This is a genomic window from Streptomyces sp. NPDC032940 (genome assembly GCF_040636935.1).
Lineage (GTDB): Bacteria > Actinomycetota > Actinomycetes > Streptomycetales > Streptomycetaceae > Streptomyces.
The window spans coordinates 26,114-52,115 of record NZ_JBEZVJ010000022.1 but is presented as its reverse complement, the minus strand read 5'-3'; the positions used below and the strand labels follow the sequence as shown (position 1 = coordinate 52,115).

Below are 26,002 nucleotides of genomic sequence, written 5' to 3'. Positions count from 1 at the left end.
CCGTCGGGCGGGTGAGGGTGGCCACCGGGCGGTGCGCCGTCGCGCCCGGTGGCCGCCTGCCGTCCAGGGAGGGAGACGCCCGCCATGACCCATCCGGGCACCCTCGTCCTGATCATGGCCGCCGCCGTCCTGGCACCGCTGCTCGTCCACGCCACGGGGCACCGGGTGCGGATCCCGCTGGTCATCTTCGAGATCGCCCTCGGGATCCTCATCGGCCCGGACGTGCTCGGCTGGGCCCACCCGGACGAGGTCGTGGACACGCTCGCCGATCTCGGGCTGTCCATGCTGATCTTCCTGGCCGGCTACGAGATCGAGTTCGCGGCGGTGCGCGGCGACACGCTGCGCCGCTCGCTGTGGGCCTGGCTGGTCTCCCTCGTCGCCGGCATCGGGCTCGCCTTCCTGATCAGCGGCGGCGACGTCTTCGAGGCGTTCGTCATCGGCACCGCGCTGACCAGCACGGCGCTCGGCACGGTGCTGCCGATGCTGCGCGACAGCGGAGAGCTGCGGGGGCGGTTCGGGACGGTGATGTCGGCGTTCGGGGCGGTCGGCGAGTTCGGCCCCGTGGTCGCCGTCGCACTGCTGCTCAGCGGACGCAGGCCGGCCGAGTCGGCGGCGCTGCTGGCGGCGTTCGGCGCGGTCACGGCCGGCGCCGTGTTCTGGGCACTGCGTCCGCGTCCGCCGTGGTTCGGGCGGCTGACCGAGCGGACCCTGCACAGCAGCGGCCAGTTCGCCGTCCGGTTCGTGATGCTGCTGCTCGCCTGCATGCTGGGCCTTGCCGAGGTCTTCGGCCTCGACGTGCTGCTGGGCGCTTTCGCGGCCGGTGTGCTCACCCGCCTCGTACTGCACCGGGCCGCGCCCGCGAGCAGCGAGGAGGTCCTCGGAAAGGTCGAGGCGATGGGCTTCGGTTTCCTCGTGCCGCTGTTCTACGTGGTCACCGGGATCGAGTTCGATCTGGACGCGCTGCTCCACGACGCGGGCTCGCTGCTGCTCGTACCGGCCTTCCTGCTGCTGTTCCTGCTGGTGCGCGGGGTGCCGGTGTATCTGCTGGCGCCGCGCGATCTCGGCCCGCCCGACCGCCGGGCCCTCGCTCTCTTCGCCTCGACGTGTCTGCCGCTGGTCGTCGCGATCACGACCATCGGCGTGGACCAGGAGGTCCTCGGCTCGGACGAGGCGACGTCGCTGGTCGGCGCCGCGATGGTCTCCGTACTCGTCCTGCCGCTGGTGGCGACGCGCCTGCGGGCGGGGACCGGGCGTACGGGCGGGCCCACGACCTCCGCCGGCACGGCGGAGGACACCGAGGCGTGGTGAGCGGGGCCGCCCGTACGGCCCTCACTCCTCCGGCGTCTTCGGGCGCCGGGCGTGGGCCCCGGAGGGGTGGGGGCCCGCAAGCGCGGCGCGGTCGATCGCCGACTCGACGGCGCCGATCCGGTCGGCGAGGAGACCGAGGGCGGCCACGGCCCGGTCGAGCGCAGCGAGATGGGGCTCCCCCCGGCCGAAGGCCGGGGGAGGGTCGTCGTCCGCGCCGCCGAGGGCCCGGCCGCGCACGTGGGCGGCCTTCACCTCGGTCCAGCGGGCCGCCTGCCCGGGAGTCAGGGTGCCGCGCAGCTCGGCCAGCTTCAGCAGGTTCGCCTCGGCTCCCGTGGTGAGGGTCTGGGCCTCGGCCCGGTAGTGGTCCTCGATCAGCGCCGACAGTTCCGCGTCGTTCATGACCGGCTGGATCCGCTGGGCGATCTTGCGCATGTTGCGGTACGACCCCTGGAGCCGGAAGGGCGGCTCCGTGCGGGCGTCGTCCTGCTGGGCGGCGGAGGCGATGTACGCGGCGTTGACCGCGAGGACCGTGGCGCGGGCCGTGAGCAGGTGGCGCAGCACCGCCAGGACACGTTCCAGTTCGGCCGGCGCGTACGGGTGGACGAGCCGGTCCACACGGGCCGCGGTGTCGCCCTCGGCGAGGCGGAGCAGCAGGTCGAGGTCGGCGCGGTCGCGGCCGGCGAGCGGGGCGAGGACCGGGTTGGCCGTCAGGGCGTTCTCGACGAAGCTCAGCGCGAAGGCGGTCTCCTTGCCGGTGAGGACGTCGCCGAGGTTCCAGACGTCGGCGCGGTTGGCGAGCATGTCGGGGATCCGGAAGCGGCTGCCGGACTCGGTGTACGGGTTGCCGGCCATGCACACGGCGAAGCGCTTGCCCCGCAGGTCGTAGGTGTGGGGTGCGCCGTTCCGTACGCCGTCGACGCGGCGGGTGGCGTCGCACAGCGGGATGAACCTCTGGAGCAGCTCGGGCGAGGCGTGCTGGATGTCGTCCAGGTAGAGGAGGGTGTTGTTGCCCGCCTCCAGCGCGAAGTTGATCTTCTCGACCTCCTGGCGGGCGGTGGCGTTCGGCGCCTCGGCGGGGTCGAGGGAGGTCACTCCGTGTCCGAGCGCCGGGCCGCTGATCTTCACCAGCATCAGGCCGAGGCGGTCGGCGACGTACTCCACGAGGGTGGTCTTGCCGTAGCCCGGTGGGGAGACGAGCAGGAGGAGCCCGCCGCCGGCGGTGCGGTGGGCGGCGTCCGCGGTGCCGAGCTGCTTGGCGAGGCTGTCGCCGATCAGCGGTAGGTACACCTCGTCGATGAGCCGGCTGCGGACGAAGGCCGGCAGCACGCGCGGGCGGTACTCGTCCAGGCGCAGCCGGGCCCGCTCGGCGGCCAGCAGGGTGGTGCGGCGGTGCTGGTAGGCGCGGTGGCCGGGCACGTCGTGGGCGCGGAACGCGCGCGTGCGGGCGAGGAGTTCGTCGATGCGGAGCGTGAGGGTGCCGTCGGTGACGCGCGGGTGGGCGCCGAGCAGGCCGCGCACGGTCCGGGTGAGCGGGGCGTCGTGCGGATAGCGCGGCAGGTCCGGGCAGAGCTCGGCGGCCACCGCCTCGGCCAGGTCGCCCGGCGTGGCCTCGGTGCCCGTGGAGGCCGTGTACGCGGTGAGCCACGCCTCGACCAGCTGGCGCCGCGCGGCCGGGTCGCCGAGGGCGGCGACGTCCTCGTCGTAGGCCGGGCCGCCCACCGTGCGGCGGAACTTGTCGAGCAGCGTGCGGGTGCCGGCGGCGAGGACGAAGCCGTCGGGGCCGCACGTCAGCTCCTCGAAGAGGTACGCCGCTGCCGCCTCCGCCGTCTCGCCCGTCTCGCCCGTCCCGCCCGCGATGGCGTCCGCCATTTCCCGTCGCAGGTCGGCGATGGCGGGGGCGAGGCCGAAGGTGTCCCGGGCCCGGGCCAGGGACACCGCGCGCCGCCGCCAGTCCCGCCGGGCCTCCTCGGTCGTGCCGTGCGCCCAGAAGAGCTGGGCGGCTGCGCGGGCGGCGGGCTCGTGGCGCAGCGGGCCGGCGTCGTCGTGCAGGCGCAGCAGCGCGGTGAGGATGAGGGTGGCGTCGTGGTCGTGGACGCCCCGCTCGTACCCCTCGTCGTACGCCGCCTGCGCCGCGTCCCGCACGAGGGCGGCCAGGTCGTCGCACTGGGCGAGGACGGCCGGGCCGTGGTCGTCGAGGAGGCGGGCGGCGAGGTGTTCGGCGCGGTAGACGCCGGGCGACTCGGACGGCAGCAGCCGGTCCCAGTAGGGGCGGGTGGCCGCGAAGTCCGGGTCGGTGACCGGGGCGCGGTAGTCGGTGCCGGTCAGGGCGAGGGCGAGGCCGTCGCCGTGCGGGACCAGGGTGAGGTCGAGGGACTGGGTGCCGACGGCGAAGCGGTGGCCGCCCAGGCGCAGGGTGCGGCCGTCGTCGGCGTACAGGTCGGTACGGTCGCGCAGGGCGCGGGACGCCTCCTGGCGGGCGGCCTCGAGGCGGCCGTCGAGTTCCTCCGCGCGGACCGGGTCGCCCAGTGCGCGCAGCTCGGCGGCGGTGCGGCGGACCTTGACGGGCATCGGGTCGGAGGCGAAGTAGGTGGTGACGGCGTCCGCGTCGGGGAGCGTGGCGGCGCGGCGCGCGACCGTGTTCAGGACGCGGGCGGCCGAGTCGGCGAGGCGTTCGGCGCGGCGGGCCCGGGCGTCGGCGAGGGACTGCTTGCGCGCGGAGAGCGCCTCGTGGATCTCGTCGCGCTTGTCGGCCAGCTCGCCGAGGAAGTCGTCGAACTCGGCGAACCGGGACTCCAGGTTCTCCACCTGGACCAGCAGCCGGGCGAGTTGCTCGTCGCACGCCTCGGGGGTGTCGGCGACCGCGAGGGCGCCGGCGACCGTCTGGCCGAGCAGCGCGAACTCGGCGGCGAACCCGGCGCGGCCCTCCTGGTCGAGCAGGGCGCGGCGGCGGGCGCCGAGGACGGCGCGGGCGCGGTTGACCCCGGCGAGGGCCTCGGCGACGCGTTGCAGGACGGCGGTGCGGACGGTGGTGTCGCCGATGTCGAGGCCGGCGACGACCTCGGTCACCGTGCCCAGTTGCTCGGCGAGCTCGTCGAGGCGGGCGTCGAGGGGCGCGGCCTCTGCGGCCGTGCCGATCGCCTCGGCGTCCGCGACGAGCCGCTCGACGTCCGCGTGGTGCTCGGCGAAGGCGTCCTCGCGGGCCAGGTGGGCGACGGCCCGCTGTCCGAAGGCGGCGAGGTCGTCCTCGGCGCCGGCCGCGAGTTCGTCGATGCGGGCCGTGTCGGCGTACCGCATCTCCTTCAGGGTCAGCAGATGCCCCTGTGCGCGGCGCAGTGCGGCCAGTCCGGTCACCCAGGCGGTGGCCCCGCGCGGTGCCTCGCCGCGCAGCCGGCGCACGACGGCGGCGAGCCGGGACGCGGCCTCCTCCAGCGCGTCGGCCGCCTGCCGGGTCAGGGCCTGTACGTTCTCGAACTCGGCGAGCACCTGCTCCGCGGTGGCCCGGACCTGCCCCAACGGGTCGGCCAGATCGCCGGCTTCGGGGTCGCCGAGCCAGTGGTGGGCGTCGGCCGCCCGGACGCATGCGGCGGCGAGTTCCGCGTACACCCCGCCGGTCGGGGTGGTCTCCGTGGCGGCGCGGGACACGGACAGGCAGTCGGAGATGCCGCGGACGAGGTCGGCGTTGCCGATGCGGGCCAGCGGGCCGCTGCCGGCCGGGCGGGCCGCCGCGTACGTGTCGGACGCGTACGGGGACGTCCACCGCTGCACCGGGTGCACCCGGGCCGGTTCGCCGCCGTCCTCGGTGCGCAGCAGGGTGAGCGTGCCGTCGTCGAACAGCGCCCAGCCCCGGCAGGGCAGCGGCGCCGCGACCTCCTTGCGGATCAGGTTGTACGGCAGCAGCAGGCTGCGGCCCCGGGCGGGGGCGTGGAACGCGTACAGCACGTCCTCGCCGTTCGGCGAGCGCACCTCCCGCTCGAACTCCAGTCCCGTCACGTCGAGTTCGTACGTGCGGTGGGCGCCGGTGGCCAGGCAGTGGCCGCCGGGGAAGATGATGCCCTGGTCGTCGGGGAGGCGTCGGCAGGCCTGCCCGATGCCGTCGAGCCGGACCACCGTCCTGGTGAGGGTGTTGAACACCAGGTAGCGGTCGGTCTCCTCCTTGTACGGACGCACGCGCAGCAGGATCAGCGCGCCCACCCGGGCGTGGGCGATGTCCGCGTCGGCGAGCGCCTGGAGCGGTTCGGAGACCGGCTCGCTGTGGATGCCCTCCCCCGTCTCGGTGTCGTCGACGACCTTGACGGTGAGCGACCCGCCGACGGCGGCGACGAAGACCTCGCCCCCGACGGACACGTGCGGGTGCCGGCCCAGGACGTGGTCCTCGCGGGTGGCGGTGGTCCAGGTGAAGTCGTGGGCGGGCGGCAGTACATGGTCGCGGTCGCCGCGCGCGTCGAGGAACGACGCCCGCCCGTCGTCGGCGAGGGCCCAGCGCAGTACGCGGATGTCGTCGGCCTTCTCGCCGGTGCGGAAGACGGCGAGCAGCCTGCCGTCCACGCGGCGCAGCCGCAGCAGGGTGGCCTCGCGGTAGTAGCGGTACAGGGCCGCGAACTCCCGGACGAAGGCCGGGTCGTCGAGCAGACCCGGCACGGCGTCGTCGGGCAGCCGGTTCAGGTCCCGGTCGTGCAGCGCGAGGACGTCGCCCACCGCGACCTCCGTGCGGGTCGCGAAGGCCGTGTTGTAGCCGAGGAGCAGCGCGCCGCCGACGGCCACGACGTCCTGGGGGACGCAGGCCCGCTCGGTCCGCAGCCGCTCGGTGCCGGCCAGTTCGAGTCCGGCCGAGCCGAACTCCTCGACCCGGCGGGCGTTCAGCTCCTCGGTGCGCCGGGCCAGTTCGGCGGCCTGTGCGGTGAGCCGGTCACGGAGCACCTCGTAGGTGCCGGTGTCCATCGCTCCCCCGGGGCCGTCGTACGGGCCCGTGCCGGTGACCGGCGTCTCGATCGTGCCGGTGACCGGTGCCGCGTGCGTACTGGTGTCCGGTGCCGCGTGCGTGCCGGTGTCCGTGTCCGCCCCGGTTGCCATGGGGTTCCTTTCCGCGAGTGGGCTCCGGAGCCGCCCCTCCCCGTACGGCGGCTCCGGAGGACAGAGGGGGCCGCAGGGTCAGGCCCGGGCGCTGCCGTTGAGGGCGGTCAGCGGGGCGTCCGCGAGCCCCAGCTCGCCCGCCTTGTCGAGCAGCTTCTGCACCTGGCCGGCGTGCACGTCACCGGTCTTCATCAGCTTCATCAGCAGCGCGGAGACGGTCAGGTTCTGCACGTCGGCCGTGGAGACGGAGCCCAGTACGCGGGTCAGGTCCTCGGTGAAGCTCGAGGAACCGTCCAGCCAGGGCCCGGCGAGGGCCTGCGCCGTCTCGGAGTGCTTGACGAAGCCGTCGACGCCCTTGCCGAGCGCGACCGAGGACATCAGACGGTCGAAGAAGACCGAGTCCCCGCCGACGATGTCGATGTCGGCGTTCTCCAGTCCGGTGGCCAGCACCGTGGCCTGCGCCTCGGCGACCTGCCGCTGCACGTCCAGACCGGCCAGCCGGATGTCCTTCTCCGCCTCCAGACGCAGCCGGTACTCCTCGTGACCGCGCGAGGCGTCGTCCAGGGCGGCCATCGCCGCGGCCTTCTCGGTGAGTCCGGCGGCCTCGGCCTTCAGCTTGCCGCCGATGGCCTCCGCCTCGGCGAGCGCCTTGGCCCGCGCGCCCTCGGCCTCGGCACGCATCCGGGCCTCGGTGGCCTCCGCCTCGGCACGGCCGGCCTTCTCGATGACGTCGGCCTCCTTGTCGCGGACCTGGACGGCGGCCAGCCCCTCCGCGGCGGCCTCGGCCTGGATGCCCTCGGCCATCCGCAGCTTGGCCTGCGCCTCCAGGTCGGCGCTCTTCAACCGGGCCTCGGCCATGGTGAGTTCCTCGGCGGCACGGTGGGTGGCCGCCGCCTCCGCCGCCTCGGCGGCCTTGATGTCCTTGACCAGCCGCTCCTGCGCCTCCGCCTCGGCGGCGATGATCACGGTCTGCCGCTGCCGCTCCGCCTCCTCCACCGCGCGGAGCTTCTTGATGGACTCCTCCTGCTCGGCGACCGTACGGTCCACGGCGACCCGCTCGCGGATGACCTCGGCGATGTCCCGCTTCTCCGCCTCGACCTCCTTCTCGGCCGCGATCCGGGTCAGCTCGGTCTCCCGCTCCCGCGCGATGACCTCCAGCAGCCGGTCCTTCTCGATGCGCTCGTTCTCGATGGCGATGACCCGTTCCCGGTTCTTCGCGGCGACGGCGACCTCACGGGCCTGGTTCTCGCGCTGGACGCCGAGCTGCTCCTCGGTGCGCAGGAAGGCGGCCTGTGCGCGCAGCCGCTCCTCCTCGACGACCCGCGCGGTCTCGGCCTCCTCGCGGGCCCGCACGGTCTCGATCTCCCGCCGCTGCTTGATCTCGGCGTCCGTCTGACGGCGCTCCAGCTCCAGGATGGCCTCCCGGGCGTCGACGTTCTGCCGGGTGATCTCCTTCTCCTCGGTGCGCTGGGCCTCGTTGGTCCGCACGTGCTCCAGGGCCGTCAGCTCCGTGATCTTGCGGATGCCCTGCGCGTCGAGGACGTTGGCCGGGTCGAGCTGGGTCAGCGGCGTCTGCTCCAGGTAGTCGATCGCCGCGTCCTCGAGGTGGTAGCCGTTGAGGTCGACACCGATGACCTCGATGATCCGGTACCGCAGCTCCTCGCGCTTGGTGTACAGGTCGGTGAAGTCCAGCTGCTTGCCGACGGTCTTCAGCGCCTCGGAGAACTTCGCGTGGAACAGCTCCTGGAGGGTGTCGCGGTCGCTCGCCCGCGCCGTACCGACCGCCTGGGCGACCTTGACGACGTCCTCGACGGTCTTGTTGACCTTGACGAAGAACGAGATGCGGATGTCCGCGCGGATGTTGTCCCGGCAGATCAGGCCCTCCTTGCCGGCCCGGGTGATCTCGATCGTCTTCACCGAGATGTCCATCACCTCGGCCCGGTGCAGCACCGGCAGGACGACCTGTCCGGTGAAGGTCACGTCGACCTTGCGCATCTTGGAGACGATGAGCGCCTTGCCCTGCTCCACCTTGCGGAACAGCCGGGAGACGACGAGCAGGGCGAGCAGGAAGAGGACGACGAGCGCGCACGCGCCCACGGTCATGGCATTCATCAGCACGTCCTTGGCGGCTAGGAAGATCGAGCCCGCTCAGGGCCCGGAGGCGTCACAGCGGCGGCCGGTGCGGGCCGGTAACGGCAGGGCAGGCGCCGCGGGGTTCAGGCAGTGGCCGTGCGGGACGGCACGGGTTCGTCGGGGGCGAGGCGACGCCACGGCAGCCCGACGGACCGGGGCGCGCGGCGCGCCGTGACGGGTGCGGTGGCCGTCGGCAGCGGGACGGTGACGTCACCGGCGCCCACGGGGCCGGCGCCCGGGGCGCGGCCGGAACGGCGGAGGCCGGCGGCGGCTCGCGGGACGGCGGTACGGGGCACGACGGCCGTGTCGGCGGCGGCTTCGGCCAAAGCCCGCATGACGTACCCCCTGATCCTGCCCCGTGACCGCCGCGACGGCGACGGCACGCGTGGGCTCCGACGGTTCACCTGCCGGTGCCCGGCATCGGAGCCGTCCCACGCGCTCCCCTTGTGCTCATCCTGCCGAACGGCGCGTCTCGCCGCATTGCCGACTTCCGGCAGTGTTCACCCCTGCCTCGATGCCGGGCCCGCCCTCGGAACGTTCACTCGAACGGCCCACACCCGCTCGCCCTCGCCCGGTCGCGGACGAAGACTCGAAGCCCCCGCGCACGTGGATTCCGAGGGACGGAGAACGACCATGGCCAACGCCACCCACAGCACCGGAGGCCGGTCCGGAGACAGCCGGAGTGCCTGGGCCTCCGGCGGCGTCGTCTTCGCCGGTGTGCTGATGCTGATCGAGGGCATCTTCGGCATCTTCAACGGCATCGCCGCCATCGCGAAGGACGACGTCTACGCGTCCGTCGGCGACTACGTCTTCAAGTTCAACCTCACCTCGTGGGGGTGGATCCATCTGATCCTCGGCATCCTCCTCGTCGTCACCGGCGCGGGCGTGCTCACGGGCGCCGCGTGGGCGCGGGGCCTCGGCGTCGGACTGACGGCGCTCTTCGTGATCCTGCAGTTCATGTGGCTGCCCTACACACCGCTCTGGGCGATCATCTCGATCGGCGTCGGCGTCTTCGTCATCTGGGCGCTGTGCACCGATCACGGCTCCAGGTCGTCGGCCTGACCGACTTCCCCGGTACCCCCAGGGGGTATACAGTGGTCGGTGTCGGGAGGCGCTGCGACAGAGCGCGCCTCCCGTGCTGCCCACCCGCCTGTCGACCACCCGAGGGGACACCATGACCGCCGACCAGAAGAACTCCGGCTCCTGCTGCACCACCGACGGCTCCTGCCACTCCGGCGCCGCCGTGGAGGGCGTGACCACGGTCTACACGGTGACCGGCATGACGTGCGGCCACTGCGAGGGCGCGGTCTCCGAGGAACTCTCCGCCCTGCCGGGCGTCACCGCGGTCAAGGCCGTCGCCGCCACGGGCGAGGTGACGGTCACCTCCACGGCGCCGCTCGACGAGGAAGCGGTCCGCGCGGCGATCGACGAGGCAGGCTACGAACTCACCGGCAGGGCCTGACCCACCCACGCCACCTGGCGGCCCTGGCCGCCCAGCTGCCCCAGCCGCCCTGGCCGCCCCAGCCGCCGTAGCTGCCCGAAGCCGCCGTAGCCGCCCGTAGCTGCGGGCAGTCGTGCCTCCCCCAGCGCCTGAACGGCCTGGGAGGTACCCCCAGGGCGGCACGGGTGGGCGCCGGGGGTCTCCCCTCTGAGGGGAGGCACCCCGCCAGCGCCGGGCCACGCGCCCCCTGACCGGCAACCACGGCCGGGCCACCGGCAATCATGTACCACCACCCCCCGACGGCAACGCCGCTTCACACACCACCGTCCGCCATCGGGCCCGGCACCTCCCCCACCGTGAACCCGATCACCGACCCACCCCCCTCCCGCCGGCGGGCGAACGGCGTCCCCCCGTGCGCCAGCGCCACCTCCCGCACGATGGACAGCCCGAGCCCCGACCCGGGCTGGGACCGCGCGTCCGCGGCCCGGTAGAACCGGTCGAAGACCCGCACCAGATCCGCATCGGCGATACCTGGCCCCCGGTCACGCACCTCCACACGGATCGCCCCGGGCCGCGCCGGCCCGGCGACGGACACCTCGATCGGCCCCGCCCCCGCCCGGTCGAACTTCGCCGCGTTCTCCACCAGGTTGGACACCGCCCGCGTCAGCATCACCGGCCGCCCCTCCACCGTGGTCTCCCCACAGGCCCGCACACTGATCTCACGCCCCGTACGCCGCCGCGCATGCGTCGCCACCTCGTGCGCGATCTCGCCGAGGTCGACCGTCCGCACCGGCTCCGTCCCGGACTGGCCGGCCGCCAGCTCGACCAGCTCGTTGACCAGGTCGGTCAGCTCACGGGCCTCCTGCCCCAGGTCGGCGACCAGTTCCTCGCGCGCCGCGGGCGGCAGTTCGTCGATCCGGCGCAGCAGCGAGATGTTGGTGCGCAGCGAGGTCAGCGGCGTACGCAGCTCGTGCCCCGCGTCCTGGACCAGCCGCCGCTGGTCCTCCTCCGACTGGGCGAGCCGCCCCAGCATGCGGTCGAAGGCGCGGCCCAGCCGGCCCACCTCGTCGTGCCCGGTGACCGGCACCTGGATGCCGAGCCGCCGGGTACGGGCCACGTCCTCGGCGGCGGAGGTGAGGGCGATCAGGCGCCGGGTGATGCGCCGGGCCAGCCACCAGCCGCACAGGCCCGCGGCCGTCACCACCGCCGCCATCAGCACCAGCGTCCGCCGTTGCAGCGCCCGCAGGAGATCCTCGGTGTCGCTGAACTCCTGCGCCACCTGCACCGCGCCCCGGCCCCCGCCGAGGGCCACGGTCGCGACCCGGTAGACGTCGTGGCCGACGTCCACGTCCTCGTGCTGCACCATCCGCCCGGCCACCGCGGCCCCGGCCGTCCGCCGGTCCTCGCCGGTCACCGGCAGCCGGCGGCCGGCCGGGTCGGAGACCTCGCCGTCCGGTCCGAGCACCTGCACGTCCGTACGGGCGGGACGCACGATGTCGTGGCCGGGCGCGGACGAGGAGAAGTCGCCGGGCGACATCGGCCGCTGGCGCACCTCTGCGCGCAGATCCTGCACGACCTGGTCGAAGACGGACTCCTGGTCCACCCGCACCAGCCGCGCGGCGGCGCTGTAGGACAGCACGCCGACGAGGACCGTGACCACGGCGGTGACCGTCGCGAACGACACGGCGAACGTGGTCCGCAACGACAGCAGCCGCGGCCGCCGCCCACCCGGTCCGCCGCGGCCGGGCCAGGCGCCCACTCAGCCCTCCCGCAGCACGTAACCCACCCCGCGCACGGTCTGGATCAGCTGCGGCGCGTCCGGCTGGTCGAGCTTGCGGCGCAGATAGCCGACGTAGACGGCGAGGTTCTTCGAGCCGGGGCCGAAGTCGTAGCCCCAGATGCGGTCGTAGATCGTGGAGTGGTCGAGCACGATGCCCGCGTTGCGGACCAGCAGCTCCAGCAGCTCGAACTCGGTGCGGGTCAGCTCCAGCTCCCGCTCGCCCCGCCAGGCGCGGCGGGCGCTCGGATCCATGCGCAGCCCGGCCGCCTCCAGATACCGGCCGTCGGCCTCCCCGCGCTCGGGGCCCGGCCCGGACGGATCCTCCCCGCCGGCCGGAACCTCCCCGGCCGTCACCGTCCCGGCGCCCTCCGCCTCCGTCCGGTCCGTGCGGCGCAGCAGCGCGCGCAGCCGGGCGAAGACCTCCTCGACGTCGAACGGCTTGACCACGTAGTCGTCGGCGCCCGCGTCCAGCCCCGCGATGCGGTCCGCGGTCTCCACGAGCGCCGTCAGCATCAGGATCGGCGTGCCGTCGCCCTCGGCGCGCAACGCCCGGCAGACCTGGAGGCCGTCGAGGCCCGGCATCATCACGTCGAGGACCAGCACGTCCGGGCGGCCGCGGTGGGCCTGCGCCAGTGCCTCGACGCCGTCGGCGACCGCGGTGACCCGGTAGCCCTCCAGGGTGAGGGCACGCTCCAGGGCATGCCGGATGGCGCGGTCGTCTTCGGCGAGCAGAACGGTCCGGGGCACCCGTCCAGTCTGCCAAGGGCGGCGGCCCCGCGACGGGGCGCCCGGGCTTCTTACCGCAATCTCACCCGGCGGGGCGCAGCGCGGCGAGCCGCTCCTCGAAGGGCACGACCTCGAAGGCGTCCCCGGCCGGCTCCCCGTCCGGCTCACCGGCCGCCGTCACGCCCGGCTCTCCGCCCGGCCTCCCGGCCGCCGACAGCCCGGTCATCAGCGCGGCCAGCTCCCCCGCCGCCCGCTCGATCCGCCCGTCCAGCCCCTCCGCGCCCCAGTCCTCGGAGGCGGCGTAGACGCCGGTCGGGACGACGACGGCCTTGAGGTGGGCGAAGAGCGGACGCAGCGCGTGCTCCAGCACCAGCGAGTGCCGGGCCGTGCCACCGGTGGCCGCGATCAGCACCGGCTTCCCGGCGAGGGCGTCCGGTTCCGTGGCGCCCAACGCGTCGAAGAACGACTTGAACAGCCCGCTGTACGACGCCGAGAACACCGGCGTGACGACGATCAGCCCGTCGGCCGCCCGTACGGCGTCGAAGGCGGCGGACAGCTCCCGCCCCGGGAACCCGTTGGTGAAGACGTGGGCGATCTCCACCGCGAGGTCGCGCAGCTCCACGACCCGCACCTCGGCCGAGGCCCGCCCGGCGGTGGCGGCGGCCAGCCGGTCGGCCAGCAGCCGGGTGGAGGACGGGACGCTCAGTCCCGCGGAGACGACGACGAGCTTCATGCCCGCGCTCCTTCCTTCTCGGCGGTCTTCGCGCTCGCCAGCAGCGAGGCGTGGGTCGGGGCGTCCGGCACGTTCGCCGGGCGGTTCTTCGCGAACTCCTTGCGCAGCACCGGCACGACCTCCTCGCCGAGCAGGTCGAGCTGCTCCAGCACGGTCTTCAGCGGCAGCCCCGCGTGGTCCATCAGGAAGAGCTGGCGCTGGTAGTCACCGGCGTAGTCGCGGAAGGCGAGCGTCTTCTCGATCACCTGCTGCGGCGAGCCGACGGTCAGCGGCGTCTGCTCGGTGAACTCCTCCAGCGACGGCCCGTGCCCGTAGACCGGCGCGACGTCGAAGTACGGCCGGAACTCGCGCACCGCGTCCTGGCTGTTCTTCCGCATGAACACCTGGCCGCCGAGGCCGACGATCGCCTGCTCGGGCGTGCCGTGCCCGTAGTGGGCGTAGCGGGCCCGGTACAGCTCGATCATGCGCTTGGTGTGGTCGGCGGGCCAGAAGATGTTGTTGTGGAAGAAGCCGTCGCCGTAGTACGCGGCCTGCTCGGCGATCTCCGGCGAGCGGATGGAGCCGTGCCAGACGAAGGGCGCGACGCCGTCCAGCGGACGCGGGGTGGACGTGAACCCCTGGAGCGGCGTGCGGAACTTGCCCTCCCAGTTCACGACGTCCTCGCGCCACAGCCGGTGGAGCAGGGCGTAGTTCTCGATCGCCAGGTTGATGCCCTCGCGGATGTCCTTGCCGAACCAGGGGTAGACCGGGCCGGTGTTGCCGCGCCCCATCATCAGGTCCGTCCGGCCGTCGGCCAGGTGCTGGAGCATCGCGAAGTCCTCGGCGATCTTCACCGGGTCGTTCGTGGTGATCAGGGTGGTGGAGGTGGACAGGATCAGCCGCTCGGTGCGCGCCGCGATGTAGCCGAGCATGGTGGTCGGCGACGAGGGCACGAAGGGCGGGTTGTGGTGCTCGCCGGTCGCGAAGACGTCGAGCCCGACCTCCTCGGCCTTGAGCGCGATGGCGACCATGGCCTTGATGCGCTCACGCTCGGTCGGCGTACGCCCCGTGGTCGGGTCCAAAGTGACGTCACCGACGGTGAAGATGCCGAACTGCATGGTCGCTCAACCTCCAGGTTGTTGACGGTTCAACTATACCCGTCGAACGACCCGGCCCCGGCCGTTATTCCGCCCCTCCACCGCCCCGCCCCACTGCCCCGCCCCACGCCCCCTGCGTGCGAAGCTGCCCGCATGTTCGTCCTGCGCTCCGCCGCCCTCTTCGTCGTCGCCGCCCTCTTCGAGATCGGCGGCGCCTGGCTGGTCTGGCAGGGCGTGCGCGAACACCGCGGCTGGCTCTGGGCGGCCGGCGGCGTCCTCGCCCTGGGCGCCTACGGCTTCGTCGCCACCTTCCAGCCCGACGCCCACTTCGGCCGCATCCTCGCCGCGTACGGCGGGATCTTCGTCGCCGGCTCGATCCTGTGGGGCGTGGTCGCCGACGGCTACCGGCCCGACCGCTGGGACATCGCCGGGGCCCTGGTCTGCCTCGCCGGCATGGCGCTGATCATGTGGGCCCCGCGCAACGGCTGACCAGGGCGGGACCACGACACCCGGACCGGCCGGCGCCTGACTACGCTGGGCCGGACCGTCGTCCCGACCGAGGAGCAGCCCATGGCCACCGCAGCCGCCCCGTCCGCCGCCTCCCGCATCGCCGTCGTCACCGGTGCGAGCAGCGGCATCGGCGCCGCCACGGCCCGGCAGCTCGCCGCCGCCGGCTACCGCGTCGTCCTCACCGCCCGCCGCAAGGACCGCGTCGAGGCCCTGGCGGAGGAGATCCAGGCCGCCGGCCACCAGGCCACGGCCTACCCCCTGGACGTCACCGACCGCGCGGCCGTCGACGAGTTCGCGACCGCGTTCAGGACCGTCGGCGTCCTCGTCAACAACGCCGGCGGCGCGCTCGGCGCCGACCCGGTGGCCACCGGCGACCCCGACGACTGGCGCCGCATGTACGAGACGAACGTCATCGGCACCCTCAACCTCACCCAGGCCCTGCTCCCCAAGCTGGAGGCGAGCGGCGACGGCACGGTCGTCGTCGTCTCCTCGACCGCGGGCTTCGCCACCTACGAGGGCGGCGCGGGCTACGTCGCCGCCAAGCACGGCGAGCACGTTCTCGCCGAGACCCTCCGCCTGGAGATCGTCGGCCGCCCGGTACGCGTCATCGAGATCGCGCCCGGCATGGTCAAGACCGACGAGTTCGCCCTGACGCGCTTCGCCGGCGACACGGAGAAGGCGGCCAGGGTCTATCAGGGTGTCGCCGCCCCCCTGACCGCCGACGACGTCGCCGACACCATCACCTGGGCGGTCACCCGCCCCGCCCACGTCAACATCGACCTCCTGGTCGTCCGCCCCCGCGCCCAGGCGTCGAACACGAAGGTCCACCGCGAGGCGTAGGGGCGCACGCGTCAGCCCTTCACGCAGACGACCTGCTTCAGCTTCGCCACGACCTCCACGAGGTCGCGCTGCTGGTCGATGACCTGCTCGATGGGCTTGTAGGCGCCCGGGATCTCGTCCACGACCCCGGAGTCCTTGCGGCACTCCACGCCCCGCGTCTGCTCCTCCAGGTCCTTGGTGGAGAAGCGCCGCTTGGCCGCGTTCCGGCTCATGCGCCGGCCGGCCCCGTGGGAGGCGGAGTTGAAGGACTTGTCGTTGCCGAGTCCCTTGACGATGTACGAACCCGTGCCCATGGAGCCCGGGATGATCCCGTAGTCGCCGGAGCCCGCGCGGATCGCGCCCTTGCGGGTGACCAGCAGGTCCATGCCGTCGTACCGCTCCTCCGCCACGTAGTTGTGGTGGCAGGAGATCTCCTGCTCGAAGACCGGCTTCGCCTTCTTGAACTCCTTGCGGACCACGTCCTTCAGGAGCGCCATCATCAGGGTGCGGTTGTACTTCGCGTACTCCTGCGCCCAGAACAGGTCGTTGCGGTACGCCGCCATCTGCGGGGTGTCAGCGACGAACACCGCGAGGTCGCGGTCGACCAGGCCCTGGTTGTGCGGAAGCTTCTGCGCCACGCCGATGTGGTGCTCGGCCAGCTCCTTGCCGATGTTGCGGGAACCGGAGTGGAGCATGAGCCATACAGATCCGGTCGTATCCGTGCACACCTCGACGAAATGATTTCCGGAACCGAGCGTTCCCATCTGCTTCCCAGCGCGTTCGTGACGGAACTTGACCGCATCCGCCACCCCGTCGAACCGCCCCCAGAAGTCGTCCCACCCGGCCGTCGCCAGCCCGTGGAAGCGCGCCGGGTCCACGGGGTCGTCGTGCATCCCGCGGCCCACCGGGATCGCCTGCTCGATCTTCGACCGCAGCCGCGACAGGTCGCCCGGGAGGTCGTTCGCCGTCAGGGACGTCTTCACCGCCGACATCCCGCAGCCGATGTCGACCCCGACCGCCGCCGGGCACACCGCGCCGCGCATCGCGATCACGGAGCCGACCGTCGCGCCCTTGCCGTAGTGCACGTCCGGCATGACCGCGAGGCCCTTGATCCACGGCAGCGTCGCGACGTTGCGGAGCTGCTGGAGCGCGCCCTCCTCGACCGTCGCGGGGTCGGTCCACATCCGGATCGGCACCTTCGCGCCCGGCATTTCCACATACGACATGTCGTCCCCATTCCCCCGGAATCACTACAGAAGTCTCAAAGCGCAGAACCGGCGCCAAGGGCAGCCAAAGAGACAGCTGACCGGCGTTCACGGCGGCGCGTGCGATACACATTGTCTGCAGGGGGCGCCCCCGCGCGGCAAGCGATTAACCCGCGGGGACACTGGAGTACCGACCACAGCCACACCGGCGAGAGGAGCCGCACCGTGCAGCGGAAGGCCTACGTACCCGGCGTCGCCGCCCTGCTGGCGGCGCTGCTGGCCGGCTGCACCGGCGGCTCGGACGACGACGTCACGACGGACCACTCCAACCCGGGGCAGCCGGGCGTGGCCAGCGAGGTGGCGCAGCCCGGCAGGTACCGCACGCTCCCGGAGCCGTGCCGCGCGGTCGGCCACAAGACGCTCGACGCGCTGCTGCCCGGCATCCAGGAGATCGCGGACGAGCTGCAGCGCGAGAAGGCGTACGCGGGCGAGCCGACGCTCGCGTACGACACGGACCGCAAGGTCGGCTGCCGCTGGAAGGTCGAGTCGGCGGAGGCCACCGACCATCTCTTCGTCGACTTCGAGCGGGTCGTGTCGTACGACAACTCCGTGAGCGACGACAGCCAGGCCGAGCAGTTGTTCGCCCAGCAGGTGGAGGCGGCCGACCTGCCCGAGCCGGTCGCGTCGGAGACGGCCTCGGAGTCGGCGTCGGCGTCCGGATCGGAGTCGGCCGCCGGGTCCCCGTCCGGCACCCCGTCGTCCGGCGCGTCACCGGCCGGGCCGAGCGCCCCGCCCTCGGCGTCGGCCTCGTCCTCGGGTTCCCCGTCGGCCGGCGCGCCCTCGTCGAGCCCGTCGGCGTCCGACGGCACCCCCACCGACCTCCAGCCGCGGCTCCTGGACGACCTCGGCGACGAGGCGTTCCTGGACGACGAGCTGAGCAGCTCCGGTTCGACGGCGAAACGGCGCACGGTGACTGTGGCGTTCCGCACGTCGAACGTGATGGTGACCATCGAGTACGCGGAGCAGCCGGCGACGGTGGGAGTCGTGCCCGACAGCAAGGAACTGCAGGACAGGGCGCGGAAACTCGCCTCGCAGCTGGCGGATTCGCTGGGCGGCTGAGCCCGTCCCCGGCTCCGCGCCGGACGTCCGTGAAGCCCGGGAAGCCGGACCGCGCGCGGTGCCGGGCGCGTACCGTGACCCCTCGGACCAGATCCGAACGCAGGAACCACGAGTGCCATGAGTGAAGGAACCATGCAGCGACGAGCCCAGCGTGACCAGCGTGTTCAGCGAGCGAAGGGACTTACCCGCGTCCTTGTCTGCGCGGCCGCCGTACCCGTGATGCTGGTGGCAGCCGGCTGCTCCTCGGACTCCGGTTCGGGCGACGGCAAGGACAAGGCTGCGGAGAGCACCGCGGCGTCGAAGTCCGCGAGCCCGTCCCCGACGGTGCAGGCGGCGGCGTACGGGAAGCTTCCTGAGCCTTGCAGGACGCTGTCGAAGAAGACGCTGGAAGAGCTGGTGCCCAAGGCCGATTCCGGCAAGGAGGGCGCGTCGAACGACACCGCGACGCGCGGCAGTTGCTCCTGGGACAGCCTCGACGACAACGGTGTGAAGGGCTCGCAGTTCCGCTGGCTGAGCGTGTCGATGCTGCGGTTCGAGTCGGACGTGACGCGTGGCGCGGGCGACAAGCTGGCCCGTGACCACTACATGAAGCAGCTCCAGGACGCGCAGACCGCCGAGGGCGCGCAGGGCGTGAAGACGACGCCGGTGAGCGGCACGGGCGACGAGGCCGCGGTGGTGCGGTACGACCTGAAGAAGAAGGAAGGCACCTTCAAGCAGCAGACGGTCGTGGCGCGCGTCGAGAACGTCGTCGTCACCGTCGACTACAACGGCGCCGGCCTGGCGGGCGACAAGACGCCGGACGCCGACGACCTGACGAAGGCGGCCCAGAAGGCGGCCAAGGAGGCGGTGGCCTCGGTGGCGGCCGCCAACGGCAGCGCGGCGGGCGGCTCTTCGAGTGGCGCCTCGTCGCCGTCCGCGTCGGCCTCCGGGGCGCCCTCGGCGTCGGCTTCGGCGTCGGCTTCGGGCAAGAGCTGACGGCCGCCGGGAGGCCGTCGAGGACCCACCGGCCACCCGGCACCCGCACAGATGTGCCACTCTGTTGCGCGCAACGACAGGCACTGGGAGGGGAGTACGGGTGGCCGCGCCACTTCAGCTGACACGGACGCATCGCGTGCTGATCGGCATGGTCGTCTTCGGCGCCGTCATCATCGCCGGGATCGGCTTCGCGGGTTCGTACGCGGCGGTCCGTGAGCTGGCCCTCAAGAAGGGCTTCGGGAACTTCAGTTACGTCTTCCCGATCGGTATCGACGCGGGCATCTGTGTGCTGCTCGCCCTCGACCTGCTGCTCACCTGGATCCGCATCCCGTTCCCGCTGCTGCGTCAGACGGCGTGGCTGCTGACGGCGGCGACGATCGCGTTCAACGGTGCGGCGGCCTGGCCGGACCCGCTGGGCGTGGGCATGCACGCCGTCATCCCGATCCTGTTCGTGGTGGCGGTCGAGGCGGCGCGGCACGCGGTCGGCCGGATCGCCGACATCACGGCCGACAAGCACATGGAGGGCGTCCGGCTCACCCGCTGGCTGCTCTCGCCGCTGCCCACGTTCCTGCTGTGGCGCCGGATGAAGCTGTGGGAGCTGCGCTCCTACGACCAGGTGATCAAGCTGGAGCAGGAGCGTCTGGTGTACCAGGCGCGGCTGCGTTCCCGCTTCGGCCGCGCGTGGCGCCGCAAGGCTCCGGTGGAGTCCCTGATGCCGCTGCGTCTGGCGCGCTACGGCGTCCCCCTCGCCCAGACGGCCCCGGCCGGCCTGGCGGCGGCGGGCATCGAACCGGCCCTGCTGCCGCCGGCTCCGCAGCCGCAGGCCGAGGCTCCCGTCCCGTCGGCGGCCCCCGCAGCGGCTCCCGCCGGGGAGAGGCGTCCCGAGCTGGTCCGTGCCGACGAGGCGCCCCAGCCGCCGCAGGAGCCGGAGCCGGAGGAGAGCCCCTGGTTCAACACTCCCCGCCAGGTCGCCTACCAGGGCGGCTACGACCCGACGTACGACCCGGCCGAGCAGTACGCCCAGTGGTACGAGGAGCAGCGGCAGGCCGACGAGTACCGGGACCAGTACGAGGAGGAGCCGCCGCTCCACGAGCCCTCGCCGGAGGAGACCGGGAGTTTCCCGATACCGGTCGTCCCGGGCCGCACCCGCGAACTGGGCGACGGCGGCGGCCAGCCGGTCGCGGAGCCGGCCGAGGAGGAGTACTACCAGGTGTTCAAGAAGTCGATCACCGGCAGCGGTTACCCGACGCCGCGGGAGTTCGGCGAGAACGTCGAGGCCGAGTTCGGCATCGTGCTCCCTCCGAAGGAGGCGAAGCGCATGGTCGCCCGTTTCACGGACCTCTACAACGCGGAGCTGGAGGAGACCCACTCCGCCTGACCCGCGTGCGGTACGACGACGCGTGCGGTACGACGAAGGGGGCGCCCGGCGAACACCGGGCGCCCCCTTCGTCATCAGGTCGGGACCGTCTACTCCCCGAGCAGCGTCCGCACCCGGTCCTGGCCGACCGCCAGCAGCAGCGTGGGCAGGCGCGGGCCGGTGTCGCGGCCGACGAGCAGGTGGTACAGCAGCGCGAAGAAGGTCCGCTGGGCGGTCTTGATCTCCGGCGGCAGTTCCTTCGGCGTGGCGTCGGCGGAGAACCCGGCCTGGACCTTGGGCACGCCGTAGACCAGGTGGGTCAGGCCGTCCAGCGACCAGTGCTCGGCGAGCCCGTCGAGCAGCAGCCGCAGCGACTGCCGGGACGGCTCGTCGAGGGACTTCAGCAGTTCGGCGTCGGGCTCGTCGCGGACGATGGTGCGCTGGTCGGCGGGGACGTGGGTGTTGATCCACGCCTCGGCCTTGTCGTAGCGCGGCCGGGCCTCGTCGAGGGAGCCCAGCGGGTTCGCCGGGTCCAGCTCGCTGAGGATGCGCAGCGCCTGGTCCTCGTGGCCGGCGGTGATGTCGGCCACGGACGCGAGCGTCCGGTACGGCATCGGCCTGGGCGTCCGCGGCAGCTCACCGGAGGCCGTGCGCACGGCACGCGAGTGCGCGGCGGCGTCGGCGGGCAGCGCGCTGCCGTCGGCGACCTTGGCGTCCAGGCGGTCCCACTCGTCGTAGAGCCGCTGGATCTCCTGGTCGAAGGCGATCTTGAAGGACTGGTTGGGCCTGCGGCGGGCGTACAGCCAGCGCAGCAGCTGCGGCTCCATGATCTGGAGGGCGTCGCCCGGGGTGGGCACGCCGCCCTTGGACGAGGACATCTTCGCCATGCCGCTGATGCCGACGAAGGCGTACATCGGTCCGATCGGCTGCTCGCCGCCGAAGATGCCGACGATCTGCCCGCCGACCTGGAAGGACGATCCGGGCGAGGAGTGGTCGACACCGCTGGGCTCGAAGACGACGCCCTCGTAGGCCCAGCGCATCGGCCAGTCGACCTTCCAGACCAGCTTGCCGCGGTTGAACTCGCTCAGCCGCACGGTCTCCGAGAAGCCGCACGCCGTGCAGGCGTACGTCAGCTCGGTCGAGTCGTCGTCGTAGCCGGTGACGGTCGTCAGGTCCTTCTCGCAGTTGCCGCAGTACGGCTTGTACGGGAAGTACCCGGCGGACCCGGAGCTGCCGTCGTCCTCGGCGGCGGCGCCGGAGCCCTCGGCGGCCTCCAGCTCGGCCTCGTCGACCGGCTTCTGCTGCTGCTTCTTCGCCGGGGCCTTCTTGGTCCGGTACTGGGCGAGGATCGCGTCGATGTCCTGCCGGTGCTTCATGGCGTGCAGGATCTGCTCGCGGTAGACGCCGGAGGTGTACTGCGCGGTCTGGCTGATGCCGTCGAACTCGACGCCGAGGCCTGCCAGCGCCTCGACCATGGCGGCCTTGAAGTGCTCGGCCCAGTTGGCGTGGGCAGAGCCCTTGGGCGCCGGGACGGAGGTCAGCGGCTTGCCGATGTGCTCGGCCCAGGTCTCGTCGACACCGGGGACACCGGCCGGCACCTTGCGGTAGCGGTCGTAGTCGTCCCAGGAGATCAGGTGCCGGACCTGGTGGCCGCGGCGGCGCACCTCGTCGGCGACGAGGTGCGGGGTCATGACCTCACGCAGGTTGCCCAGGTGGATCGGGCCGGAGGGGGAGAGTCCGGACGCGACGACGACCGGTTTGCCCGGGGCACGACGCTCCGACTCGGCGATGACCTCGTCCGCGAAACGGGAGACCCAGTCGGTGGTCTCTGTGCTCTGAGCCACGATCGGCACGTCCTCTTTCCTGAAACTTCTCCGGGAGCAGCCGGTACGGGTCGCACGGCTGACCGCTCCATTCTCCCAGCCCGGCCCTCATCCGCGAAAACCGCTTTTCACCGCATGGGATACTCGGTTTCTGTACCACTTCCAGGAACCCGAGCAGAACGGCAGCCACTCCATGGCCTCGGTCACGTCCCTCAGCGACTCCGTCCAGCAGCACCTCGCGTCCGCCCTCACGGCCACCCGCCCCGAGGCCGCCGGCGCGGACCCGCTGCTGCGACGTAGCGACCGGGCGGACTTCCAGGCCAACGGCATCCTCGCGCTGGCCAAGAAGACCAAGGCGAACCCGCGGGAGCTGGCGGCCGAGGTCGTCTCGCACATCACCACCGGCGATCTGGTCAAGGACGTCGAGGTCTCCGGGCCCGGCTTCCTGAACATCACGATCGGCGACCGGGCGATCATCGGGAACCTCGCCGCGCGCCTCGCGGACGGCGATCGCCTCGGCGTGCCGCTGAAGGAGGACGCGGGCGTCACGGTCGTCGACTACGCCCAGCCGAACGTGGCGAAGGAGATGCACGTCGGCCACCTGCGGTCGGCGGTCATCGGCGACGCCCTGCGCGGCATGCTCGACTTCACCGGCGAGAAGACGATCGGCCGGCACCACATCGGCGACTGGGGCACCCAGTTCGGCATGCTCATCCAGTACCTCTTCGAGCACCCGGGCGAGCTGGCCCCGGCCGAGGAGGTCGACGGCGAGCAGGCCATGTCGAACCTGAACCGGGTGTACAAGGCGTCGCGCGCGCTGTTCGACGCGGACGAGGAGTTCAAGGAGCGGGCCCGCAAGCGGGTCGTCGCCCTCCAGTCCGGCGACAAGGAGACGCTCGAGCTGTGGCAGCAGTTCGTGGACGAGTCGAAGGTCTACTTCTACTCCGTCTTCGAGAAGCTCGACATGGAGATCCGCGACGAGGAGATCGTCGGCGAGTCCGCGTACAACGATGGCATGCCCGAGACCGCCCGCATCCTGGAGGAGACGGGCGTCGCGGTGCGCTCCGAGGGCGCGCTCGTCGTGTTCTTCGACGAGATCCGCGGCAAGGACGACCAGCCGGTCCCGCTGATCGTGCAGAAGGCCGACGGCGGCTTCGGCTACGCGGCCTCCGACCTGACCGCGATCCGCAACCGGGTCCAGGACCTGCACGCCACCACGCTGCTGTATGTCGTCGACGTGCGCCAGTCGCTGCACTTCAAGATGGTCTTCGAGACGGCCCGCCGGGCCGGCTGGCTCGGCGACGAGGTCACCGCGCACAACATGGGCTACGGCACGGTGCTGGGCGCGGACGGCAAGCCCTTCAAGACGCGTGCGGGCGAGACCGTGCGTCTGGAGGACCTGCTGGACGAGGCCGTGCAGCGGGCCGCGCAGGTCGTGCGGGAGAAGGCGCGGGACCTCACCGAGGACGAGATCCAGGAGCGGGCCGCGCAGGTCGGCATCGGTGCCGTGAAGTACGCGGACCTGTCGACGTCGCCGAACCGCGACTACAAGTTCGACCTTGACCAGATGGTCTCGCTCAACGGCGACACCAGCGTGTACCTCCAGTACGCCTACGCCCGTATCCAGTCCATCCTCCGCAAGGCCGGCGAGGTCCGCCCCGCCGCCCACCCGGAGCTGGAGCTGCACGAGGCGGAGCGCGCGCTGGGCCTGCACCTGGACGCGTTCGGGAACACGGTCTTCGAGGCGGCCGCGGAGTACGCCCCGCACAAGCTGGCGGCGTACCTGTACCAGCTGGCGTCGCTGTACACGTCGTTCTACGACAAGTGCCCGGTGCTGAAGGCCGAGACGCCCGAGCAGGTGGAGAACCGCCTGTTCCTGTGCGACGTCACGGCCCGCACCCTGCACCGGGGCATGGCGCTGCTGGGCATCAGGACGCCCGAGCGTCTCTGAGCGGGTGGGCCGGGACGCCCCCGGCCCGCCCGTCGGGCGTCAGGCGTAGTAGTGGATCGTCCCGCGCAGCGCCGGCTCGGCGCCTTCGCAGTGCTGGACGAACGTGGCGGCGAAGGCGGTGACCGCGCCGTCCTCGCCGCGGGCCAACTTGGTGATGGTCAGGGTCCCGTTGCTGGCGTTGCAGCCGCCGAAGCCCGAGACGTCGAGGCCGGCCACACCCGGTCCGCTGCCGCGTTCCGTCCGGTAGACGCCTCCGGCCTCGAAGCTCTCGCCGGCCGGCGGGACGAGCAGGGCCGACCAGGTCTCGCGCTTGCCGGACACGTCGTACTGGAGTCCGCCGATGCCCCACTCCTGGAGCGAGAAGAGGCTGGTGGCGCCGGTGTGGGTACCGCTCCTGCCCTGGCCGGGGTAGTCACCGGGCTCGCTGACGTAGGTGAAGGAGAGCGGGTAGGCGCGGTATTTGACGGCGCCCTTGAGGACCGGGGCGTCGGCCGCCTCGCAGCGCTGCGTGTAGGTCGCGTCCAGCACCGTGATCGCACCGGTCGCGTCCGCCTCGATCTGGTTGACCGAGAACTGCCCGTAGACCCGGTTGCAACCGCGTGAGTCACCGCTGACGTCGAGGCCCGGGGCCCGTCCGGTGCGCGAGGACGCCCGTTCCGCGCCGCGGTAGACCCCGGGGTGGAGCTTCTCACCCGCCGGGGCGGCGAGTTCGACGGTCCACCAGTCGGTCTCGTTCTCGATCCGGACGGTCAGCGCCTCCCTCTCCCCGGACACGGTGATGTCCGCCGTCCTGGGCGTGTAGGCGACGCTCCCGCCCTGACCGACCCAGTCGCCGGGTGCGCTGGTGTGGCTGTACTTGGTGACGGCCACCGGTGTCCCGGTCGCCGCCGCGGCGGGCATGGACAGTCCGGCCGCCAGGCCGATCGTCGCCGTCAGGCTCGCCAGCGTGCCGAGCAGGGCACGCCGCCATCCGGTGCGAGTACGCACGGATGCCTCCCCTTTGTGTGGCGGGCACCACCCGGGCGCCCGAACTGGTGTTGCACAACGCCCAGTTGACTCTCCCGGAATGCTTCACATAAACCCCCGAAACCTCACGCGTTCCGCCAGAACCGGTCGCCGACGCGTCGTGTCAGCCAAGCAGCCGCAGCCCCTCGGGCACATCGATGCCGAACTCCGCCGCCAGCACCCGGCGGACCTCCGCGTCGTCCTCCAGCTTCCGCTCGGTGACCGTGCCGTCGGTCCCGGTCCTGGTGAGGAACCGCCCGTCGAGGAGCAGGTGACCGTCCGGCAGCAGCCGCTGCGCGTAGGGCCGCCGGGAGAACGGCGAGCGCGGGTTCGTGGCGATGTGCCAGTTGACGGCCTCGTAGTCGAGCTGCTCGAACGGCTCCACGGTGAAGGCGTACTGCGCCTGCCAGCCGGCCCCGGCGGACGCCCCGTGCGCCTGGAGCACCCACATCTCCAGCGGCCCCCGGTGCGGCACGTGCACCAGCCGGTGGCGGCGCCCGGCGTCGTGGAACTCGGTGTCCGCGACCAGCGGCACCGGCTCCAGCAGCGATCCGACGGCCCCGAAGCCGACGTCGGCCAGGTACGGCCGTGGCTCGCCGGGGACCTCGGCCAGCAGGGCCATGTGGGTGCGCGGCCGGTCCTCGACCCGGTCGGCGCCGACGACGACCCGCGCGGTCAGCCGGGTCAACCGGAAGCCGAGCGCCTCCAGGGCGAGCGCGAGCAGCGTGTTGTGCTCGTAGCAGTACCCGCCGCGCCGCCGCCCGTGGACCAGCTTGGCCATCAGGCGGGCCGGGTCGAGGGAGGGCGCGGCCCCGCCCAGGGCGTCGAGGTTCTCGAACGGGACGGCCCTCATGTGGGCGAGGTGGACGCCCCGCAGCGTGGCCGCGTCGGGCTCCCGGTGCCCCTCCCAGCCGATCCGCCCGAGGTACGCGTCGAGGTCGAACGGTGCGGTCCCTGCGCTGTCAGCCATA

General features: G+C 72.6%; 20 protein-coding genes. 9 read left to right on the top strand and 11 right to left on the bottom strand.

Annotated features, from left to right (window positions below; genetic code table 11):
• The first annotated feature begins 84 nt into the window (after window positions 1-84).
• Window positions 85-1,308, top strand: coding sequence for a cation:proton antiporter (locus AB0E77_RS24125; RefSeq protein ID WP_361573857.1), 1,224 nt, complete (start codon window positions 85-87; stop codon window positions 1,306-1,308).
• Window positions 1,309-1,329: 21 nt separating this feature from the next.
• On the opposite strand, the gene AB0E77_RS24120 is transcribed toward AB0E77_RS24125, so the two are convergent.
• From AB0E77_RS24120 to AB0E77_RS24110, 3 genes are all read right to left on the bottom strand, one after another.
• The gene (locus AB0E77_RS24120) at window positions 1,330-6,246 is read right to left on the bottom strand and encodes a DNA repair ATPase (RefSeq protein ID WP_361573981.1); all 4,917 of its coding nucleotides are present in this window, start codon (window positions 6,244-6,246) and stop codon (window positions 1,330-1,332) included.
• Between the two features lie 210 nt (window positions 6,247-6,456).
• Entirely contained in the window at window positions 6,457-8,490 is a 2,034-nt protein-coding gene (locus tag AB0E77_RS24115; protein ID WP_361573855.1) for a flotillin family protein, read from the bottom strand.
• A gap of 104 nt (window positions 8,491-8,594) precedes the next feature.
• The gene (locus AB0E77_RS24110; RefSeq protein WP_361573853.1) at window positions 8,595-8,846 is read right to left on the bottom strand and encodes a hypothetical protein; all 252 of its coding nucleotides are present in this window, start codon (window positions 8,844-8,846) and stop codon (window positions 8,595-8,597) included.
• A 298-nt stretch (window positions 8,847-9,144) separates the two neighbouring features.
• Between AB0E77_RS24110 and AB0E77_RS24105 the strand changes: the two genes are divergently transcribed.
• Together AB0E77_RS24105 and AB0E77_RS24100 are read left to right on the top strand one after the other, a co-directional pair.
• Window positions 9,145-9,573, top strand: a complete 429-nt coding sequence (locus AB0E77_RS24105; protein ID WP_361573851.1) for a hypothetical protein — start codon at window positions 9,145-9,147, stop codon at window positions 9,571-9,573.
• A 112-nt stretch (window positions 9,574-9,685) separates the two neighbouring features.
• Complete coding sequence (locus AB0E77_RS24100; RefSeq protein WP_361573849.1) at window positions 9,686-9,973, top strand: heavy-metal-associated domain-containing protein; 288 nt, start codon at window positions 9,686-9,688, stop codon at window positions 9,971-9,973.
• Between the two features lie 292 nt (window positions 9,974-10,265).
• On the opposite strand, the gene AB0E77_RS24095 is transcribed toward AB0E77_RS24100, so the two are convergent.
• The 4 genes from AB0E77_RS24095 to AB0E77_RS24080 form a co-directional block, all read right to left on the bottom strand.
• A complete protein-coding gene (locus AB0E77_RS24095; protein WP_361573847.1) occupies window positions 10,266-11,711 on the bottom strand; it encodes a HAMP domain-containing sensor histidine kinase in 1,446 nt (481 codons plus the stop codon).
• Window positions 11,712-12,479, bottom strand: coding sequence for a response regulator transcription factor (locus tag AB0E77_RS24090; protein WP_361573845.1), 768 nt, complete (start codon window positions 12,477-12,479; stop codon window positions 11,712-11,714). It lies immediately after the preceding gene.
• 61 nt (window positions 12,480-12,540) lie between these two features.
• Window positions 12,541-13,191: a CE1759 family FMN reductase gene (locus AB0E77_RS24085; protein ID WP_361573843.1), complete on the bottom strand. Its 651-nt coding sequence runs from the start codon at window positions 13,189-13,191 to the stop codon at window positions 12,541-12,543.
• The gene (locus AB0E77_RS24080; protein ID WP_361573841.1) at window positions 13,188-14,288 is read right to left on the bottom strand and encodes an LLM class flavin-dependent oxidoreductase; all 1,101 of its coding nucleotides are present in this window, start codon (window positions 14,286-14,288) and stop codon (window positions 13,188-13,190) included. Before AB0E77_RS24080 ends, AB0E77_RS24085 begins: the two co-directional genes overlap by 4 nt.
• Window positions 14,289-14,420: 132 nt before the next feature.
• Between AB0E77_RS24080 and AB0E77_RS24075 the strand changes: the two genes are divergently transcribed.
• Window positions 14,421-14,756, top strand: a complete 336-nt coding sequence (locus tag AB0E77_RS24075; protein WP_361573840.1) for a YnfA family protein — start codon at window positions 14,421-14,423, stop codon at window positions 14,754-14,756.
• 81 nt (window positions 14,757-14,837) lie between these two features.
• Entirely contained in the window at window positions 14,838-15,617 is a 780-nt protein-coding gene (locus AB0E77_RS24070) for an SDR family NAD(P)-dependent oxidoreductase (RefSeq protein WP_361573838.1), read from the top strand.
• Between the two features lie 11 nt (window positions 15,618-15,628).
• Here AB0E77_RS24070 and AB0E77_RS24065 read toward each other — a convergent pair whose 3' ends face one another.
• Window positions 15,629-16,822, bottom strand: coding sequence for an RtcB family protein (locus AB0E77_RS24065; RefSeq protein ID WP_361573836.1), 1,194 nt, complete (start codon window positions 16,820-16,822; stop codon window positions 15,629-15,631).
• Between the two features lie 204 nt (window positions 16,823-17,026).
• Between AB0E77_RS24065 and AB0E77_RS24060 the strand changes: the two genes are divergently transcribed.
• The 3 genes from AB0E77_RS24060 to AB0E77_RS24050 all read left to right on the top strand — a co-directional run bounded on the left by AB0E77_RS24060 (window position 17,027) and on the right by AB0E77_RS24050 (window position 20,273).
• On the top strand, window positions 17,027-17,920 hold the full coding sequence (locus tag AB0E77_RS24060; protein WP_361573834.1) for a DUF3558 domain-containing protein: 894 nt from the start codon (window positions 17,027-17,029) through the stop codon (window positions 17,918-17,920).
• A gap of 117 nt (window positions 17,921-18,037) precedes the next feature.
• Window positions 18,038-18,895 carry a DUF3558 family protein gene (locus tag AB0E77_RS24055; RefSeq protein WP_361573832.1) on the top strand — a complete coding sequence of 286 codons (858 nt, stop codon included), beginning with the start codon at window positions 18,038-18,040 and terminating at the stop codon, window positions 18,893-18,895.
• Between the two features lie 100 nt (window positions 18,896-18,995).
• A complete protein-coding gene (locus AB0E77_RS24050) occupies window positions 18,996-20,273 on the top strand; it encodes a DUF2637 domain-containing protein (protein WP_361573830.1) in 1,278 nt (425 codons plus the stop codon).
• An 89-nt stretch (window positions 20,274-20,362) separates the two neighbouring features.
• Here the strand turns inward: AB0E77_RS24050 and lysS are convergent, their stop codons facing one another.
• On the bottom strand, window positions 20,363-22,105 hold the full coding sequence (lysS, locus tag AB0E77_RS24045) for a lysine--tRNA ligase (RefSeq protein ID WP_361573829.1): 1,743 nt from the start codon (window positions 22,103-22,105) through the stop codon (window positions 20,363-20,365).
• A 163-nt stretch (window positions 22,106-22,268) separates the two neighbouring features.
• Here lysS and argS point away from each other — a divergent pair, with 163 nt between their 5' ends.
• A complete protein-coding gene (gene argS / locus AB0E77_RS24040) occupies window positions 22,269-24,026 on the top strand; it encodes an arginine--tRNA ligase (protein WP_361573827.1) in 1,758 nt (585 codons plus the stop codon).
• A gap of 39 nt (window positions 24,027-24,065) precedes the next feature.
• Here argS and AB0E77_RS24035 read toward each other — a convergent pair whose 3' ends face one another.
• Both AB0E77_RS24035 and AB0E77_RS24030 read right to left on the bottom strand, forming a co-directional pair.
• A complete protein-coding gene (locus AB0E77_RS24035; protein ID WP_361573825.1) occupies window positions 24,066-25,013 on the bottom strand; it encodes a hypothetical protein in 948 nt (315 codons plus the stop codon).
• Window positions 25,014-25,155: 142 nt separating this feature from the next.
• Window positions 25,156-26,001 (bottom strand): arylamine N-acetyltransferase, encoded by an 846-nt coding sequence (locus AB0E77_RS24030; RefSeq protein ID WP_361573823.1) that lies wholly within the window; start codon window positions 25,999-26,001, stop codon window positions 25,156-25,158.
• Between the last annotated feature and the right edge of the window lies 1 nt (window position 26,002).

Bases quoted from the DNA above. Each gene is read 5' to 3' on its own strand.
- AB0E77_RS24100 (WP_361573849.1), top strand. From the start codon at position 9,686: ATGACCGCCGACCAGAAGAACTCCGGCTCCTGCTGCACCACCGACGGC.
- AB0E77_RS24085 (WP_361573843.1), bottom strand. From the start codon at position 13,191: ATGAAGCTCGTCGTCGTCTCCGCGGGACTGAGCGTCCCGTCCTCCACC.
- AB0E77_RS24110 (WP_361573853.1), bottom strand. From the start codon at position 8,846: ATGCGGGCTTTGGCCGAAGCCGCCGCCGACACGGCCGTCGTGCCCCGT.
- AB0E77_RS24065 (WP_361573836.1), bottom strand. From the start codon at position 16,822: ATGTCGTATGTGGAAATGCCGGGCGCGAAGGTGCCGATCCGGATGTGG.
- AB0E77_RS24105 (WP_361573851.1), top strand. From the start codon at position 9,145: ATGGCCAACGCCACCCACAGCACCGGAGGCCGGTCCGGAGACAGCCGG.
- AB0E77_RS24125 (WP_361573857.1), top strand. From the start codon at position 85: ATGACCCATCCGGGCACCCTCGTCCTGATCATGGCCGCCGCCGTCCTG.
- AB0E77_RS24080 (WP_361573841.1), bottom strand. From the start codon at position 14,288: ATGCAGTTCGGCATCTTCACCGTCGGTGACGTCACTTTGGACCCGACC.
- AB0E77_RS24120 (WP_361573981.1), bottom strand. From the start codon at position 6,246: ATGGACACCGGCACCTACGAGGTGCTCCGTGACCGGCTCACCGCACAG.
- AB0E77_RS24070 (WP_361573838.1), top strand. From the start codon at position 14,838: ATGGCCACCGCAGCCGCCCCGTCCGCCGCCTCCCGCATCGCCGTCGTC.
- AB0E77_RS24055 (WP_361573832.1), top strand. From the start codon at position 18,038: ATGAGTGAAGGAACCATGCAGCGACGAGCCCAGCGTGACCAGCGTGTT.
- AB0E77_RS24075 (WP_361573840.1), top strand. From the start codon at position 14,421: ATGTTCGTCCTGCGCTCCGCCGCCCTCTTCGTCGTCGCCGCCCTCTTC.
- AB0E77_RS24115 (WP_361573855.1), bottom strand. From the start codon at position 8,490: ATGAATGCCATGACCGTGGGCGCGTGCGCGCTCGTCGTCCTCTTCCTG.
- AB0E77_RS24030 (WP_361573823.1), bottom strand. From the start codon at position 26,001: ATGGCTGACAGCGCAGGGACCGCACCGTTCGACCTCGACGCGTACCTC.
- argS (WP_361573827.1), top strand. From the start codon at position 22,269: ATGGCCTCGGTCACGTCCCTCAGCGACTCCGTCCAGCAGCACCTCGCG.